This window comes from Anaerosphaera aminiphila DSM 21120, from assembly GCF_900129925.1.
In the GTDB taxonomy this organism is placed as follows: Bacteria; Bacillota; Clostridia; order Tissierellales; family Peptoniphilaceae; genus Anaerosphaera; species Anaerosphaera aminiphila.
In genome coordinates, this window is record NZ_FQXI01000014.1 from 37967 (window position 1) to 54249 (window position 16283).

13 protein-coding genes are annotated in these 16283 nt (G+C 32.5%); 3 read left to right on the top strand and 10 right to left on the bottom strand.

Features of this window, described 5'->3' with window-relative positions; genetic code table 11:
• Window positions 1-216: 216 nt before the first annotated feature.
• The 5 genes from BUB47_RS08305 to htpG all read right to left on the bottom strand — a co-directional run bounded on the left by BUB47_RS08305 (window position 217) and on the right by htpG (window position 7196).
• Entirely contained in the window at window positions 217-1671 is a 1455-nt protein-coding gene (locus BUB47_RS08305; protein ID WP_073185332.1) for an SLC13 family permease, read from the bottom strand.
• An 8-nt stretch (window positions 1672-1679) separates the two neighbouring features.
• The gene (locus BUB47_RS08310) at window positions 1680-2600 is read right to left on the bottom strand and encodes a hydroxymethylglutaryl-CoA lyase (protein WP_073185334.1); all 921 of its coding nucleotides are present in this window, start codon (window positions 2598-2600) and stop codon (window positions 1680-1682) included.
• 14 nt (window positions 2601-2614) lie between these two features.
• Window positions 2615-3805, bottom strand: coding sequence for a CaiB/BaiF CoA transferase family protein (locus tag BUB47_RS08315; RefSeq protein WP_200779509.1), 1191 nt, complete (start codon window positions 3803-3805; stop codon window positions 2615-2617).
• Between the two features lie 341 nt (window positions 3806-4146).
• Window positions 4147-5034, bottom strand: a complete 888-nt coding sequence (locus BUB47_RS08320; RefSeq protein ID WP_073185337.1) for a LysR family transcriptional regulator — start codon at window positions 5032-5034, stop codon at window positions 4147-4149.
• Window positions 5035-5342: 308 nt separating this feature from the next.
• Window positions 5343-7196: a molecular chaperone HtpG gene (htpG, locus tag BUB47_RS08325; protein WP_073185339.1), complete on the bottom strand. Its 1854-nt coding sequence runs from the start codon at window positions 7194-7196 to the stop codon at window positions 5343-5345.
• Window positions 7197-7643: 447 nt separating this feature from the next.
• On the opposite strand from htpG, the gene BUB47_RS08330 reads away from it, so the two are divergent.
• Entirely contained in the window at window positions 7644-8825 is a 1182-nt protein-coding gene (locus BUB47_RS08330) for a hypothetical protein (protein ID WP_073185341.1), read from the top strand.
• 24 nt (window positions 8826-8849) lie between these two features.
• Window positions 8850-10031 carry a M20 metallopeptidase family protein gene (locus BUB47_RS08335; protein WP_073185343.1) on the top strand — a complete coding sequence of 394 codons (1182 nt, stop codon included), beginning with the start codon at window positions 8850-8852 and terminating at the stop codon, window positions 10029-10031.
• A gap of 73 nt (window positions 10032-10104) precedes the next feature.
• Here BUB47_RS08335 and BUB47_RS08340 read toward each other — a convergent pair whose 3' ends face one another.
• From BUB47_RS08340 to BUB47_RS08360, 5 genes are all read right to left on the bottom strand, one after another.
• A complete protein-coding gene (locus BUB47_RS08340; protein ID WP_073185345.1) occupies window positions 10105-11073 on the bottom strand; it encodes an ABC transporter ATP-binding protein in 969 nt (322 codons plus the stop codon).
• Window positions 11066-12082 (bottom strand): ABC transporter ATP-binding protein, encoded by a 1017-nt coding sequence (locus tag BUB47_RS08345; protein ID WP_073185347.1) that lies wholly within the window; start codon window positions 12080-12082, stop codon window positions 11066-11068. Before BUB47_RS08345 ends, BUB47_RS08340 begins: the two co-directional genes overlap by 8 nt.
• 8 nt (window positions 12083-12090) lie before the next feature.
• Window positions 12091-13041, bottom strand: coding sequence for an ABC transporter permease (locus tag BUB47_RS08350; protein WP_073185349.1), 951 nt, complete (start codon window positions 13039-13041; stop codon window positions 12091-12093).
• Window positions 13041-13967 carry an ABC transporter permease gene (locus BUB47_RS08355; RefSeq protein WP_073185351.1) on the bottom strand — a complete coding sequence of 309 codons (927 nt, stop codon included), beginning with the start codon at window positions 13965-13967 and terminating at the stop codon, window positions 13041-13043. The genes BUB47_RS08350 and BUB47_RS08355 overlap by 1 nt, the downstream gene beginning before the upstream one ends.
• 84 nt (window positions 13968-14051) lie before the next feature.
• A complete protein-coding gene (locus tag BUB47_RS08360) occupies window positions 14052-15674 on the bottom strand; it encodes a peptide ABC transporter substrate-binding protein (RefSeq protein ID WP_073185353.1) in 1623 nt (540 codons plus the stop codon).
• Between the two features lie 371 nt (window positions 15675-16045).
• Here BUB47_RS08360 and BUB47_RS09830 point away from each other — a divergent pair.
• Window positions 16046-16283, top strand: a 238-nt coding sequence (locus BUB47_RS09830) for a transposase family protein (RefSeq protein WP_143270629.1), incomplete at its 3' end; no start/stop codon positions are given.

A 16283-nucleotide genomic window follows, 5' to 3' on the forward strand; every position in this document is an offset into this window, starting at 1 on the left:
TTTTAGTGTCCTGCACTAACTTAAAGTAATTTTCTTTCTGGAATATAATATAGCAATATAGACTATATGTCAATAAGTTTTTATAAAATTAAAAAAATATCCTATTTGAAACTTATACAAAATTTCAAATAGGATATTTCAAATTTAGACACATTATAGAAACCTATCATATTTTTATATCAAATTACAACCTTATTACTACATTATTTTATTTAATTAAGCACCTAGACCAAACACATTTATACATATCATTAAAATTATTGGGAATACCACAGCATGTATAACTTTCATACCTATACCCGCTTTTACTAAATCCTTTATTTCTATTTCTCCAGTTGCATAGGCAATTGCATTTGGAGGTGTTGCTGACGGTAACATATAAGCATTGTTACTAGCCATTAAGCAAGTTACCATTAAAATAAACGGATTCATTCCAATGGCACTTCCTAAACTCCCTAAAACCGGTAGAAAAGAAGCTACTACTACAGCATTTGTTGTGAGCTCTGTAACAACTGCCGTAAATACACTAATAACTATAATAACAATAATTGGACTTAATCCACTTAAGAATATTAAATTGCCAGCTAACCATTCTGAGCAACCAGATGCTGTAAACGCAAGTCCCATAACCATTGAGCCTCCCAGCAATAAATAAGCATTCCATGGTACACCATCTAAGGCTTCTTTCATAGATAGTATAGGTTCCCCATTTTTCTTGCTAGAGTCTTTTAGCGGGGTTGAAATGGTAACACAAAGTAAAGCAATTAATAAAGCTACAGTTTCGTCAGAAGTAAAAGGCAAAAATCTATCCCAAAATATTTTTGTCATCCACAATACAACTCCTATAACAAATATTAACATTATTCTTTTTTCTGTGCCACTCATATCTCCAAGTTTATTGTATTCTTCAACTAAACTGCTATGATCCATTTCTTTTAATTTATCTAGCTTATAAAATTTTACTAAATAAAACCACATCAAGGGAACTAAAACTATTACAAAAGGCAATCCAAACTTTAGCCAATCTATAAATGTTATGTCTATTCCCAATGTTTCAGAAATTATAGCAACTCCTGTTGGATTCGTTGTTGAACCTACTATTGTACCCATACCTCCCAACGTTGCCGCCCAAGGTATACATATTACAAGCGCTTTTCTAAAATTGACATTGTCACTTGCTACTGATGTTGCTACTGATATTGCTACTGGCAACATCATTGCTGCTGCCGTTGTATTAGACATCCACATTGATATTAAAGTAGTTGCCAATATAAATCCCAGTACCATTGTCGATGGCTTACTACCTACTTTAAGAGTAATCCAAAGCGCAATTCTTTTATGTAAATTCCATTTCACCATTGCTGTAGATAAAAATGAAACTCCTAGTATTAAAAACACTGTACTGTAACCGTAATTTTCAAATAATACTATATCATTTTGTCCACTTTTTCCTGTTATTCCAACTAAAGGAAATAATATTATTGGCAATAACGATGTCATAGGAATAGGAATTGCTTCAGTCATCCAAAATACAACCATTAAAATAGTAACAGCTAGAACCTTTTTACCAACTAAACTTAACCCTTCTGGTGTTGGCATAAGTAATACTAATAAAAATAACACTATTCCTAATAATAACCCTATCAGTTGAGATTTAGATTTATATTTCATAACGCACCTCACTTTATATATTTTATTTTCCCCATTATAAACTTACTATTTTCTATATTTATATGATGCCCACTATAATTTCCAACTATATTTTCTTTTGTATATTTTGCCGCATCCAAAAGCACATCAAAATTAATACCTGTATCATATCCATCTTTATTCAAAGCATATACTAAATCTTCACTAGATGTATTTCCACTTGCTCCAGGAGCAAATGGACAACCCCCTAGCCCACCTATACTACTTTGTACACTATTAACTCCATTTTTTATGGCAATATAAGAATTTAATATTCCCATATTTCTTGTATCATGTATATGAGCCCCAAATCTCATATTTGGAAACTCTTTTTTTATAGATTCAAATATATTTTTAACTTGAGATGGATAGGCTATTCCTATTGTGTCGCATATAGTAAAGGAATTTATGCCAAGTTTCCCAATTTTTTCTATTAACTTTAATAGATCTTCTACTTGCATTTCTCCTTCAAAAGGGCATCCAAAAGCTGTCGCTATATCTACAGTTATGCTAAGTTCTGAACAGCTTTGCAAAATATTGTCTATTTCATTAATAGAATCTTCAATACTTTTATTTACATTGGCTCTATTATGAGTTTCACTTAATGATACTACAATAGATACTTCCTTTAATCCAACCTCCATAGCTGTTTTTGCTCCATATAGATTTGGCACTAAAGCGAAGAGCTCAACATTCGGATACCTTTCTAGACATTCTTCCGCCAATTCTCTGGAGTCTTTCATTTGAGGTATAGCTTTAGGACTTACAAAAGAAGTTATTTGAATTTTATTAAGACCTGAATTAATAATTTTATCTATTGCATTTAATTTTATTTCTGTAGGAATAAAATTTTTTATACTTTGAAATCCATCTCTAGGACCAACTTCTACTATCTTAACTTTTCCACCCAATTTTTTTCTCCTTTTTAAAAAACTCCTTTATTTTGTAACTTACTATACTCTTCTTCTCCAATACCTAAATAATCTTTCAATATATCTTCTGTGTCTTCTCCTAATAATGGCGATGATTTTCTTATTGCAATTTTATTATTTGTAAGTTTAATTTGATTTCCCGTTATTTTCATTTTTCCTGCAATTGGATGCTCTATGTCTACAAACATTTCCCTTGCTTTTGATATGTGAGGATCTTTAACAACTCTGTCAATTGTATTTACAGGAGCTGCTGGTATTCCCGCATCTAATAATATTCCTACAATATCATCTATATCTTTTTCCCTTGTCCATCTCTCTATAATAGCTTTTAATTTTTCATGATTATTGACTCTATCTATATTATCGTCAAATAATTCATCTTCTAAATTAACATCCTTTATTACATTTTTTAAAAGATTGTACAGTTTATTATTACCACAAGCTATTATAACCATTCCATCTTTTGCATGAAAACTATCATAAGGATATATAGCTTCGTATCTATTTCCAATCCTTGTAGGTACATTCCCTGTTACAAGATATATCATATTAATTATTTCTAAAGATGAAACCATTGAATCTACTAATGCCACATCTACCATATCTCCAAAACCTGTTTTTAATCTATTTATGTATGCAGCTAAAATTCCTATGCAACAACTTGATCCCGCCATAACATCTGCTATTGCCGTTCCAGTTCTAGTTGGAAGTGAATCTGGCCATCCAGTTGTAGACATTAGTCCACTCATAGCTTGTCCTATAATATCGTAGCCCGCTCTCTGAGAATATGGTCCATATTGTCCAAATCCTGACACTGCTCCATATACAATTTTAGGATTAATTTCTTTCAATACCTCGTAGTCCAATCCTAATTTTTCCATTACACCCGGTCTATAATTTTCTACTACAATATCACTGATTTTAACTAGTTCTTTAAATATTTTCTTTCCTTCTTTAGTTTTTAAGTTTAATGTCATTCCTTTTTTGTTCCTATTCAAATTTATATAATAAGCACTTTCACCATTAACTTGTGGAGCATTCGCTCTAGAATCATCACCTGTTTCTGGAATTTCTATCTTTATTACTTCGGCTCCCATATCTGCAAGCATCATAGTACAATAAGGACCTGCTAAAACACGTGATAAATCTAATACTCTTACTCCATCTAATAATCCTTTACTCATCTTCATCAATCTCCTTTTCAAATATTTCTTTTCTAGTTAAATTTTGATTACACCCCCTACATATAATGTATGTATATTATTAGCATAATATATGTTACATATAATTTAAAATACATTAAGTTAATAGTGCTATTAACTTAATGTATAACTAATTATTTATATTAATTTTTAGTATCATCTTATGTGAATTAAAACAAATAAAAAAGTCATTTATATATTTTGCTATGAAAACGCAAAAATATATAAATGACTTTTTACTATCTAATATTCTATGTACAAGTTTTATTGCTACTATGAGTTTAAGATATTTTTATAGTATAAAAAATAAATTGCCTATGCATTTAGTAAATTTTATCCAAAAAACTAATAAATTTTCTAGAAGTATTCGATAGGTACCTATTTTTTCCCCACAATATTCCTACAGAAAAGTTTATTGGATCTTCAAAGGGTTTACTAGTTAAACTTGGATTATTTCTTATGTAATCCAAGCCAAGTTCTGATATTATAGATATACCATATCCCTGAGCTACTAGCTCATAGATAGTTACTTGTTCTTTTACATACATAATATCTGGTATTATACCTTTTTTATCAAATTCTTCTTTTATAATTTTCTCCACATATGTTGTATCTTTAGGATACATTATAATTTTTTTTCCTTTTAAAGCTGATATTGGAATAGTTTTTAAATCATTTAACTCACTATCAGATGACATCAACAAACTCATTTCACCATCAAATATTTTTTTAACTTCTAAATCAATATTTATTTTATTATATTCGTTAAACATTCCAAACCCCAGTTCAACTTTATTTTCTTTCAGAAGTTCCATGACTATTGAATTTCCTACATCATATATATCTATTTCCACATCTGGATAATTTATTAAAAAATCATTGAAAATAAATGCCCATAACCATGAGCATAAGTTAACAGGAAAAGCTAACCTAAGTGTTTCCTTTGAATTAGGCTTAATATCTTCCATTACATCTACAGTTTTTTGAACTATCCCCAAAATCTGCCTTACATATTCTAAAAATAACTTTCCTTCTTTTGTCAAAAATAATTCTTTGTTATTCCTAATAATTAACTTAACACCAAATTCTTCTTCTAATTTTTGTATTGCTATTGTAATTGTTGGTTGAGACACAAATAGTTCTTTAGAAGCTTTTGTATAGCTTTTTAACCTGCTAACCGCTTCGAAATATTCTAAATATCTTAATTCCAAAACTTTTCCTCCTCAATTAATTTAAAAAAAGTTTATTATATTTTTTTACTAACTTTATCTAATATTCCCTTAAATGCAAAGATTATTTAATACGACCAACCTCTTTACATATTATAACTTTATCATAAATATAGTAAAATCCAATATAATTTTATATTTTGCTCTATTTATGATATTAATTCAATTTTTCATTGTTAGGTTTTACTTTTCCACAAAATGTTTTTTAATTTATAGTTGAGTATCACTTTATATATTTTACCTATTCTTCAGTAAAAAAATAGGCCACACATTGATGTGCAGCCCGATTTTTATCCTATTAATTTCCAAATATTTTTAGTGTATTCCACAGGGTCCTCTATAGGAAGCCCTTCTATTAATCTTGCTTGGTCATATAGTAATTTTGTATACACTTTTAATTCTTCTTCATTGTCTTTAATTTCCTCTAGTTTTTTGTAAATGCTGTGATTTTTATTTACTTCTAAAACTTTTTGAGCTTTCATTTGATTGTTGTCTTGATATTGTAGAACTTTTTCCATTTCTATGGACAAGTCTCCCCTTGCTAAAAGTGCCACAGGATTGTCTCCAAGATTGTCTGAGCCCTTTACTTCAACTACTTCATCGCCTAAAATATCCTTCATTTTGTCAAATATCGGATCTTTATCTGCGGTCTCTTCACTACTTTCAAGTTCTTGAGAAATGGAACTAAATTCTTTTTCCTTGTAACTTCCCATTACTTTTAAAACAAATTCATCTATTGAATCTGTTAAATATAAAACTTCAATGTCCTTGTCTTTTAAATTGCTTCCCTGAGGAAGTTTATCCATAGTTTCAATACTTCCACCAGTTGCGTAGTATATTTTATCTTGGTCTTCTTTCATTCTATCAAAGTACTCTGAAAGTGTTACAAGTTTTTTCTCCTTTGATGAGTAAAATAAGAATAAGTCTTGAAGTTTGTCTTTTTCCATTCCATAAGTTTCATAAACTGCTATTTTTAAAGTTTGTCCAAAATTCTCATAGAATTTTTCATATTTTTCTCTGTCTTTTTCCAATATCTTTTTTAATTCTGAAGTTATTTTATTTTCAATATTTTTTGCAATAACTCTAAGTTGTCTATCTTCTTGTAGTACTTCACGTGAAATATTAAGTGATAAGTCCTCGGAATCCACTACACCTTTTACAAATGAATAGCAGTCCGGTAGTAAACTATCACACTTATCCATTATCAATACGCCATTTGAATATAGTTGAAGTCCCTTTTTATAGCTCTTTGATCTAAAGTCAAAAGGTTGTGTTTCAGGTATATAGAGTATTGCCCTATATGAAACTACTCCCTCAACATTTATGTGTATCCAAGTTAGAGGTTCATCAAAGCCATAGTGTTGGTCGTGATAGAAATTAATGTAGTCTTCATCTTTAAGTTCTGATTTGTTTTTCTTCCAAATAGGAATCATTGAATTTAAAACTTCTAACTCCTTATATTCTTCATATTCAGGTTTTTCTGCACTTTCATCTTTAACTCTAGTCTTAGTTACAAGCATTTTTATAGGATATCTTATATAATTTGAATAGCTTTTAACGAGAGATTCTATTCTGTGTTCATTTAAAAAGTCGTCATAATTTTCATCTTCACTATTGTCTTTTAAGTATAGTTTTATTTCTGTTCCGTGACTTTCTTTTTTGCCCTCTTCAACTGAATATCCATCTACTCCATCTGAAGTCCAAAGCCAAGCTTTGTCTTCTCCAAATTTTTTACTTAAAACTTCAACTTCTTTAGAAACTAAAAACGAAGAATAAAATCCTACTCCAAACTGCCCTATTATCTCTGATGGTTTTTCTTCTTTTTCAAGGGCATTTTTAAATTCTAAAGTTCCACTTTGAGCTATAGTTCCCAGGTTTTTGTCAATTTCCTTTTCGTCCATTCCAATACCTGTGTCTTTTATTGTTATAGTTCTCTCTTCGCTGTCCACGCTAATTTCAATATAGTAGTCGTCCTTGTTAAAATTTAAATTTTCATCTGATAGCGATTTATAGTACATCTTGTCTATAGCATCAGATGCATTTGAAATTAACTCCCTTAAAAATATTTCCTTATTTGTATAAATAGAGTTGACCATTATTTCCATTAGTCTTTTAGATTCTGCTTTGTATTTTCTCTTAGTCATAATATGCCTCCTTAATATTAGCACTCTCTTTATCCTAGTGCTAATATTATATTACTTTTTGACCTTCTTTGTCAATATACTTACAGCATTTGAATTATTTATTTTAAATAATTATTGACAATCTTAAAAATACCATGCTATAATAGGCAAAACCTTTGAAGTGGAGATAAAAATAATTGCGAACCCACAGAGAGTAATCGGTGCTGAGAAGATTGCGGAAAAACGAATTATTAAATGGACCACTGAGGGCAACCTGAAAGATAGTCGAGTATGGAAGACGTGACCGGCGTTAACGGAAGGAAATGTGATGGCATTTTCATAAAAGGACTTTATTTGAAGTTTTTAAAAGGTGGTACCGCAGATTAATCTGCCCTTTTCCCCGATGGGAAGAGGGCTTTTTTTATACTTCAATCCTGAAAATGCAAACTAATCTAAAGGAGGAACATAATGACACCTATAGTATGTTTTGCAATAGTTGCAATTATTTTTTCAATAGGAGACCTGGTTTCCTATAAGACAAAGGGAATTGTATCATCCCTGATAGTAGTAATTTTAGTTTTAATTTTATTTGGAGGCTCTTTAAAAATACTACCTGCCGATTTAATGGAAACCTCTGGACTTTTAACCATGATACCCACATTCGGCATGCCACTTATTTTAACGGGACTTGGATCAACTATTAACTTAGCTGACTTAGTAAAAGAGTATAAAACTGTTTTAATTTCTCTGGGTTCTGTTTTAGGATTATTTTTAATCGGAATATTTTTAGGTCCTTTACTGTTTTCAAGAGAGTATGCTTTGGCTTCTCTTCCTTCAATTTGCGGAGGCACAGTTGCCACAATGCTCATGGGAGAAGCTGCAAAAACAGCTGGACGTGCAGACTTACAGGGCTACATCAGTGCAGTCAATGCACTGCAAGTTTTAATCGGACTCCCACTGGCATCATTTCTCATGAGAAGAGGAGCGCTGGACTATGCAAATAAAAATTTAAACTCACAAAACAATATATTGTTAAATACATCTTCACAAACTTTTCCACTAATTAACAATATTCCAACGTTTTTAGAAACTCCAGTAGGTCATTTGGCAAGACTTTCAATTTTTGCAGTCTTCGCAGATGTTTTAGCAAAGGCAACGGGAGTTCCTGCCACTATAACTTACTTACTTGTGGGCTGCATTGCAGCATCTATTGGATTTATATCAGTTGGAGTACTTGAAAAAGGTGGAGCTCAACATATTTTAATGCTGGCTACATATGCCATGGTAACTGAAAGTTTTTTAACTATGAACTTTAAAGAGTTCTACGGAATTTTATTTCCAGTCTTTGGAATGTTAATACTTTGTAGTATTGGAATCGTTGTAGTTTCCTATCCTCTTGGAAAGTTTTTAAAATTAAATCCCTTTCTCTCATGCGCACTGGGCTTTTCATGTATGCTGGGATACCCTCTCACATTTGCCGTTGCCTATGAAATTACAAAGGGTATTTCCAAAGAGAGAAACTTTTCTGAAAAAGAGGAACAAATTATGTACCAACACTTAGTTCCAAAGATGGTAATTGCCGGAATTATATCAGTAAGCATTGCATCAGTTGTAATGGCATCAATGATAATCCCAAAACTTTTTGGCTAGTTATTTTTATATAGGAGGAAAAAAATGAATATTTATTATAAAAGAGCACTTGAAAGAAAAGAAGAACTTTTAAAAGACAGACACCATATACACCAAAATGCAGAACTTGGATTTGACTTGCCAAATACAACTGCATATGTAAAAAAAGAGCTTTTATCCGCTGGAATAAATCCCATAGACTGTGGAAAATCCGGAATTACAGCCACTATTGGAAGCGGTTCCCCTGTGATTTTACTTAGAGCTGATATGGACGCCCTACCTATGGTCGAAAATACAGGCCTTGAGTTTTCTTCTACAACTTCTGCATGTCACTCATGTGGTCATGACACACATACGTCTATGCTACTTATGGCAGCAAGACTTTTAAAAGAAGAAGAGCAAAACTTAAAAGGCACTGTAAAATTAATGTTTCAACCTGCTGAAGAACTCTTACAAGGTGCCAAAGATATGATTGAAAATGGAATACTTGAAAATCCAACTGTAGATGGAGCCATTGGACTTCACATTCACACAGGAGAAGAGGAAAGCAGGCGTGGGGCAGTATTTTTTCCAAGAGGCCATGCTCTCTATTCAGGAGATGCCTTTAGAGTTAAAATCAAGGGAGAACAAGCTCACGGAAGTACACCTGAAAAAGGCGTTGATGCAATTATAATTGCCTGTCACATTGCCATTGCACTTCAAAACGTCCTTTCAAGAGAAACTCCTTCCAGCGAAAGTAATGTTCTGTTAGTTGGTAAAATTCAAGGTGGAGACAGCGTAAATACAGAAGCCGGCTCTGCTGAAATGGAAGTTTCCATTAGAGCTACAAATCCTAAGAGTAGAGACTTTTTAATTAAGAGATTAAACGAAATTTCAAAGGGAATCGCCTTGACCTATAGAGGTTCTGTAGAAGTAATTCACGAATATGGCTCACCTGCTATGATAAATGATGAAAACTTAAGTGACTTTGCAATGGATTCATTAAAGGGCTTAGTAGAAGACGAAGACAGATTTTTTATTCCACTTAGCTCTGGAACAGAAGACTTTGCCTTCGTATGCGAGAAAGTCCCATCACTTATGATATACCTTGGAGGTGGAAGTATTGATGAAGGCTACACTGCAGGACTTCACAATTCAGCAATGGTTTTAGATGAAGACGTATTGCCACTTGGCGCTGCAATATATGCCCACTTAGCTACAGAGTATTTAATAAAACATTTAAAATAAAAAAACAAAGACACGTCAACTTAAATGACGTGTCTTTGTTTTTATAGTTTTTATAGTTTTTTTATAGAGGATACTATAAATTATTTATTTCCTTAACTTTTATACATGAAACAAAATGTCCAGGTAGGACTTCTTTTAGTTTAGGTTCTTCTCCCCTACACTCCTCACTTGCATTTGCACATCGATCAACAAATCTACAACCAGGCTTTGGATCAATTGGACTTGGAACATCACCTTCCAGTTGAATTCTGTGTCTAGACCTTTGAATATCAGGATCAGCAATGGGAATTGCAGATAATAGTGCTTTTGTATAAGGATGTAGCGGATTTGTATACAGCTCGTCACTACTTGAAAGCTCCATCATATGTCCCAAATACATAACTCCAACTCTATCAGATATATACCTTACCATTGAAAGGTCATGAGCTATAAATAAAAGAGTAAGTCCCAGTTCCTTTTGAAGATATTTCAATAAATTTACTATTTGTGCCTGTATGGAAACATCTAGAGCAGAAATTGGCTCATCACAGATAATAAAATCAGGTTCCAACGCAAGAGCTCTTGCAATACCAACCCTCTGACGCTGCCCTCCAGAAAACTCATGCGGAAATCTTTGAGCATGTTCTTCTGAAAGTCCTACAAGTTCCAGTAGTTCTACAACTTTTTTATATCTTTCTTTTCCATGGGATATATTGTAAATTTCAAGAGGCTCTCCTACTATTTCTTCAACTGTCATTCTAGGATCTAAAGATGCATAAGGGTCTTGAAATATCATCTGCATGTTTTTTCTCATATCTTTTAAGTCTTTTTTTGAAAGTTCAAGAACATTTTTATCCTCAAATATTACTTCACCTGATGTCGGCTCATACAATCTTAAAATCGACCTACCTGCAGTGGACTTTCCACATCCAGACTCTCCAACTAATCCAAAGGTCTCTCCCTTAAATATATCAAAAGTCAGACCATCTACAGCCTTTAACTTTCCTCCGCCTACATCAAAATACTTACAAAGTTCTCTTACGTGTAAAAGTACATCACTCATTGACTACACCTCCTAAGCTACAAGATGGATGATTTAGCCAACACCTACTACAATGCGTTTCTGAATGATCTAAAAAATCAGGAACATTTTTTTCACATACTACCATTGCACTATCACATCTATCAAAAAACGAACAACCTTCCGGAGGTTTATATAAATCCGGTGGAGTTCCTGGTATTGAGTGTAGCGATTCACTTTTATCCATATTTAAATTTGGAACAGCTCCCAATAATTTTTTAGTATATGGATGCTTTGGATTTTTAAAAATATCTTCTACTCTTCCCTTTTCTAAAATCTGCCCTGCATACATTACTATGACATCTTCTGCCATATCAGCAACGACACCCAAATCATGGGTTATTAGTATTATAGAAGTTCCATTTTCTCTATTTAACTTCTTCATTAAATCCAGTATCTGCGCTTGAACTGTTACATCCAGTGCCGTAGTTGGCTCATCTGCAATTAAAAGCTCCGGATTAGATGCCATGGCTATAGCTATCATTACCCTTTGGCGCATCCCACCTGAAAACTCATGGGGATATTGATTTACTCTACCTTCAGGTTGTGGCACTGACACTAATTCAAGCATATCTATTGCAAGTTTTTTTGCCTCTTTATCAGATAAATGTTTTTTCTTTTTTAAACCTTCACTTATTTGATTTCCCACTTTCATAGTTGGGTTTAAAGATGTCATTGGATCTTGAAAAACCATAGATATATTATTTCCTCTTATATCTACCATTTCTTTTTCAGTTTTTTCTAACAAATTAGCCCCATTAAATACTATTTCACCATTTTTATACAGCGCTGGAGGTTTTGGAAGTAACTGAATAATAGAATTAGCAGTAACAGATTTTCCACATCCTGACTCTCCAACGATTGCCAAAGTAGATCCTCTTTTTAATTCAAAGGAAATATCTCGAACAGCTTCAACTTCACCAAAAAAGGTTTGAAATGAAACTGCTAAATTTTTTACTTCTAGAATATTATCTCTTATTGTCTTATCCATATTCAAACCTACTTTCTCAATCTTGGGTCTAATGCATCTCTTAAACCATCGCCTAAAACATTAAAGCTAAACATAATTAAAGATATACACAAAGCTGGAAATAAAAGTTGGTAAAATATACCAATGCTCATTAACTGTAACCCGTCATTTGTAAGAACTCCAAGACTAGGTTGTGGCGGTTGTAAACCCAAACCCATAAAACTTAAAGTTGCCTCTGAAAAAATAGCCCTTGGAACAGTTAAAGTCACATTTATTAAAATAGGTCCAAGTGTATTTGGAATTATATGCTTTTTTAAAATATATCCATTTCCCGCTCCAAGAGAACGAGATGCCAGAGCATATTCATTTTCACGAAGTTGCAAAACTTGCCCACGCACCATTATAGCCATGGGAACCCAACCTGTTATACACATTGCAAGTACTAGAGTAAATAAACTTGCCCCCTGTTGACTACTAAACATTACACTCATTAAAATTACAATTAGCATATATGGTATTGCATATATAATTTCTGCTATACGCATCATAAGAGTATCCAGCTTAGAACCTGCCATCCCTGCAATTCCACCATATACAACGCCTATTATAAGGTCAAAAGCCGCAGCTAATATACCTATTAATAGAGAATACCTAATTCCATAGCAAACCCTTGTAAATAAATCTCTTCCCAAAGTGTCTGTTCCAAATAAATGCGCACCACTGGGCCTTAAATTCTTATCTGCCAGGTTCTGTACTGCATAGTCCATTCCCGTAATTAATGGTCCAACAAAAGACATCACTATTAGTAAAACTATTACTACCAAGCCCGTCATAGCTAATTTATTTTGTCTTAATCTTCTAAATACATCCTTCCAATATCCAATTGTAGGCCTCGTGATTTTCTCTGAATCTCTACGCCTATTAGCTGGTTGAAATAATTCACTTGGAATAGTTGAGTTCATATTATATTCTCTATCCATTAATTACTCCCTCCCAGCTTAATTCTTGGGTCAACTACTACATAAAGCACATCTACTATTAGTAGCATTGCAATTAAAATAATTGAGTAAAATATAGTAGTTCCCATTATTAGTGTATAGTCACGATTTATAATTGCACCTGTAAAAAATGTCCCTAACCCCGGTACTCCAAATATTTTTTCAATTACAAAAGAACCTGTTAAAAGTCCGGAAATAGTAGTTCCCATTTGAGATACAATTGGAAGTATGGCATTTCTAACAGCATGCCCCATTATTACACTAAAATTTTTAAGTCCCTTTGACTTAGCAGTTTTAATATAATCTTGTCCCAAAACTTCAAGCATTGAAGACCTCATCATACGAGCCGAAGACGCAAGCGGCATCATAGCAAGTGCAATACTTGGAAGAATTGTATGGGCAAAACTTCCCCAACCCCCTATTGGCAGCCAAGATACATTCCTCGCAATAAACTGAATCATAACTGAGCCAAATACAAAGCTCGGAACACTGATTCCTATAATTGCTATAATCATCATTAAATAGTCCGGCCATCGATTCTGATACAGAGCTGCAATTGCACCAAGTGCCGGTCCAAATACCATTGCTATTAAAAAAGCTTGTAACCCCAATCTTGCAGATACTGGAGCTCCTCTTGTAATCATTTCATTTACATTTTCAGTCTTCGACTTCATGGACTCTCCAAAGTCCCCTTTTAAAATGTTTTTTAAATAAATTTTATACTGATCAAATAAAGGCTGATCTAAACCATATTTCGCCTGTAAATTTCTATATACACTTTCTGGCATTCTCCCCTCATCTGCAAAGGGATCTCCTGGAATTGAATGCATTATTACAAAAGTAATGGTGATAACTGCCCATATTGTGAGTATAGAAATTAGTAGTCTTTTACCTATGAATTTCTTCATTCTTATTTTCCTTCCTACACATATATTAAATAATTAATTAGAAAATCTATAGATTCTCTAATTAATTATTTATACTATACTCTTCTATTTTTCTATCTCTGCATAAATTAAAAATGGATCATTAAGAGGAGATGTAAATATTCCCTTAACATATGGTTTTGCCACATAATATCCATTTGAAAAATAGAGGGGCATTAAAGGCATATCTTCCATCATAATTTTTTCTGCTTCCTTCATAGAATCCATACGAACTTTTTGATCTCCAGTTGATTTTGCCACTTTTAATAATCTGTCATATTCCGGATTACTGTACTTAGGATCATTTTGAGGTTCACCTGTCATAAATAAATCCATCATAGTCATTGGATCTAAATAGTCTCCAGTCCATGCTGCACGACAAATATCAAAATCTCCTGCTGTTTTTCTTTCAAGCAAAACTTTAAAGTCCATATTTTCAAGACCTATTTCGATTCCCAAATTTTGTCTCCACATTTCTTGAATAGCCTCACACATCTTCCTTATATTCTCAGAAGTATTATAGCTTAATACTAAACTACTCATATCTTCTCTTGTCATATTAAGTTCTGCAAGTCCTTCTTCTAAAAGTTGATTTGCTTTTTCTATATCTTCAGTTACAAATTTTCCATTTGCTTCTCTAAAGTCCTTTCCTTGGTCATCTTTAGAGCCATATGGTATTAACCCATCTGCATAAGATTGTCCACCTTGTATTACATTATCTATAATAGATTGTCTGTCAATTGCCATTGATAATGCTTGGCGAACTTTTTGATTTGTAAAAGGTGCTTTTTCAGTATTAAATGCCAAATATTGAGTTCCATATTTATCAAAAGAGTGAAACTCAGGATCTTTGTTTTTTATAAGTTCTGCTACAACATCCTGTGGAGCATCCATAATATAGTCATATTCTCCACCTTGATATTTTTGCCAAGCTGTACTTTGTTCTTCAAGTATGTCTGATTCTACACCGTCTAATTTTATTTTATCTTTATTGTAGTAGTCTTCAAATTTAGCTACTATTATTTTTTCTCCATGTTTCCAATCAGTTATTTTAAAAGGTCCATTTGTCACAAAATTTCCCTTTGAAACATCTTTTGCCCAATCTGGATCACTTTCCACCACAGATTTGTTTACTGGCATCAAAGTATAAAATGCTGTTAACTCATCAAAATAAGGTGTTGGCGACTTTAAACTTACTTCAAGTGTCTTGTCATCTATAGCCTTTACTCCTACATCGTCAACACTTCCATTGCCTGTGTTATATTCTTCTCCACCTTTAATATAGTAAAGTTGAAATGAATATTCACTACCCATTTCCGGATTTAACACACGCTTCCAGGAATATTCAAAATCTCCTGCTGTAACAGGATCTCCATTAGACCACTTGGCATCTCGAAGTGTATAAGTATATGTCAATCCATCATCTGAAATATCTACTTTCTCTGCCATACCTGGCACTATTTCACCATTTTCATTATATTTCATAAGCCCTTCAAAAATTAAATAAATAGTCTTTGAATCATTATTGCCCTTTGCCAATGCTGGATCTAAGGAATTTGGCTCTGCTCCATTATTTGTTCTGATAACGTTTCCACTGGAGCTAGTTTCTTTACTTCCTCCACCGCATCCTGTTAGTGCTAATGCTAAAATAAGTACTAATGTCAACAAACTTAAACTGCGTTTCTTCATTTTTATATTCCCCCTTTTATATAATGTAAATTACTATAATATTATATAACACTAGTGTATTACTGTAAATATTATTTATTTAACCTATACTTATTATTTAATCTTACAATAATTTACACACTCGGCAATTTAGCCAATCTGTGAGGTTTATTTAAAAATAAACTATGTTATAATTCTTGTTCTTTTTGGAAAACGTTTTATTATCAGTTTAAACTTCTGATAAGATAAAATATTTCACATAAAAAAAGGGTTCTATAATAAATGTTGGGGTGAGTACTCCAACATTTATTTTTTTGCAAAAAAAGAATGCACGTATCCCAAAAATCCTTTACCATATAAAGTGACTAAACCAAATAGAAAGGGTGAAATACGTGCAAGATAATTATATACAAAAACTTCTCAATATTAAAGATATTATTGTAACAAATATAACAGAAAATAGTGAAACCATAGAAGTTTCTATTAAGTCTACTAATAATACAGGTATTTGTCCTTGTTGTAAACAGCCTACTACAAGAATTCATGACTATAGACTCCAACGTGTAAGACACAGTAACATCGGATTAAGACAAGTATGTCTACTTCTTAGAAAGAAACGATTTATATGTA

What these genes read in the sequence shown, in the direction of transcription:
- BUB47_RS08355 (WP_073185351.1), bottom strand. Translation starts at nt 13,967, where the DNA reads ATGAAGAAATTCATAGGTAAAAGACTACTAATTTCTATACTCACAATA.
- htpG (WP_073185339.1), bottom strand. Translation starts at nt 7,196, where the DNA reads ATGACTAAGAGAAAATACAAAGCAGAATCTAAAAGACTAATGGAAATA.
- BUB47_RS08360 (WP_073185353.1), bottom strand. Translation starts at nt 15,674, where the DNA reads ATGAAGAAACGCAGTTTAAGTTTGTTGACATTAGTACTTATTTTAGCA.
- BUB47_RS08315 (WP_200779509.1), bottom strand. Translation starts at nt 3,805, where the DNA reads ATGAGTAAAGGATTATTAGATGGAGTAAGAGTATTAGATTTATCACGT.
- BUB47_RS08335 (WP_073185343.1), top strand. Translation starts at nt 8,850, where the DNA reads ATGAATATTTATTATAAAAGAGCACTTGAAAGAAAAGAAGAACTTTTA.
- BUB47_RS08340 (WP_073185345.1), bottom strand. Translation starts at nt 11,073, where the DNA reads ATGAGTGATGTACTTTTACACGTAAGAGAACTTTGTAAGTATTTTGAT.
- BUB47_RS08305 (WP_073185332.1), bottom strand. Translation starts at nt 1,671, where the DNA reads ATGAAATATAAATCTAAATCTCAACTGATAGGGTTATTATTAGGAATA.
- BUB47_RS08345 (WP_073185347.1), bottom strand. Translation starts at nt 12,082, where the DNA reads ATGGATAAGACAATAAGAGATAATATTCTAGAAGTAAAAAATTTAGCA.
- BUB47_RS08330 (WP_073185341.1), top strand. Translation starts at nt 7,644, where the DNA reads ATGACACCTATAGTATGTTTTGCAATAGTTGCAATTATTTTTTCAATA.
- BUB47_RS08350 (WP_073185349.1), bottom strand. Translation starts at nt 13,041, where the DNA reads ATGGATAGAGAATATAATATGAACTCAACTATTCCAAGTGAATTATTT.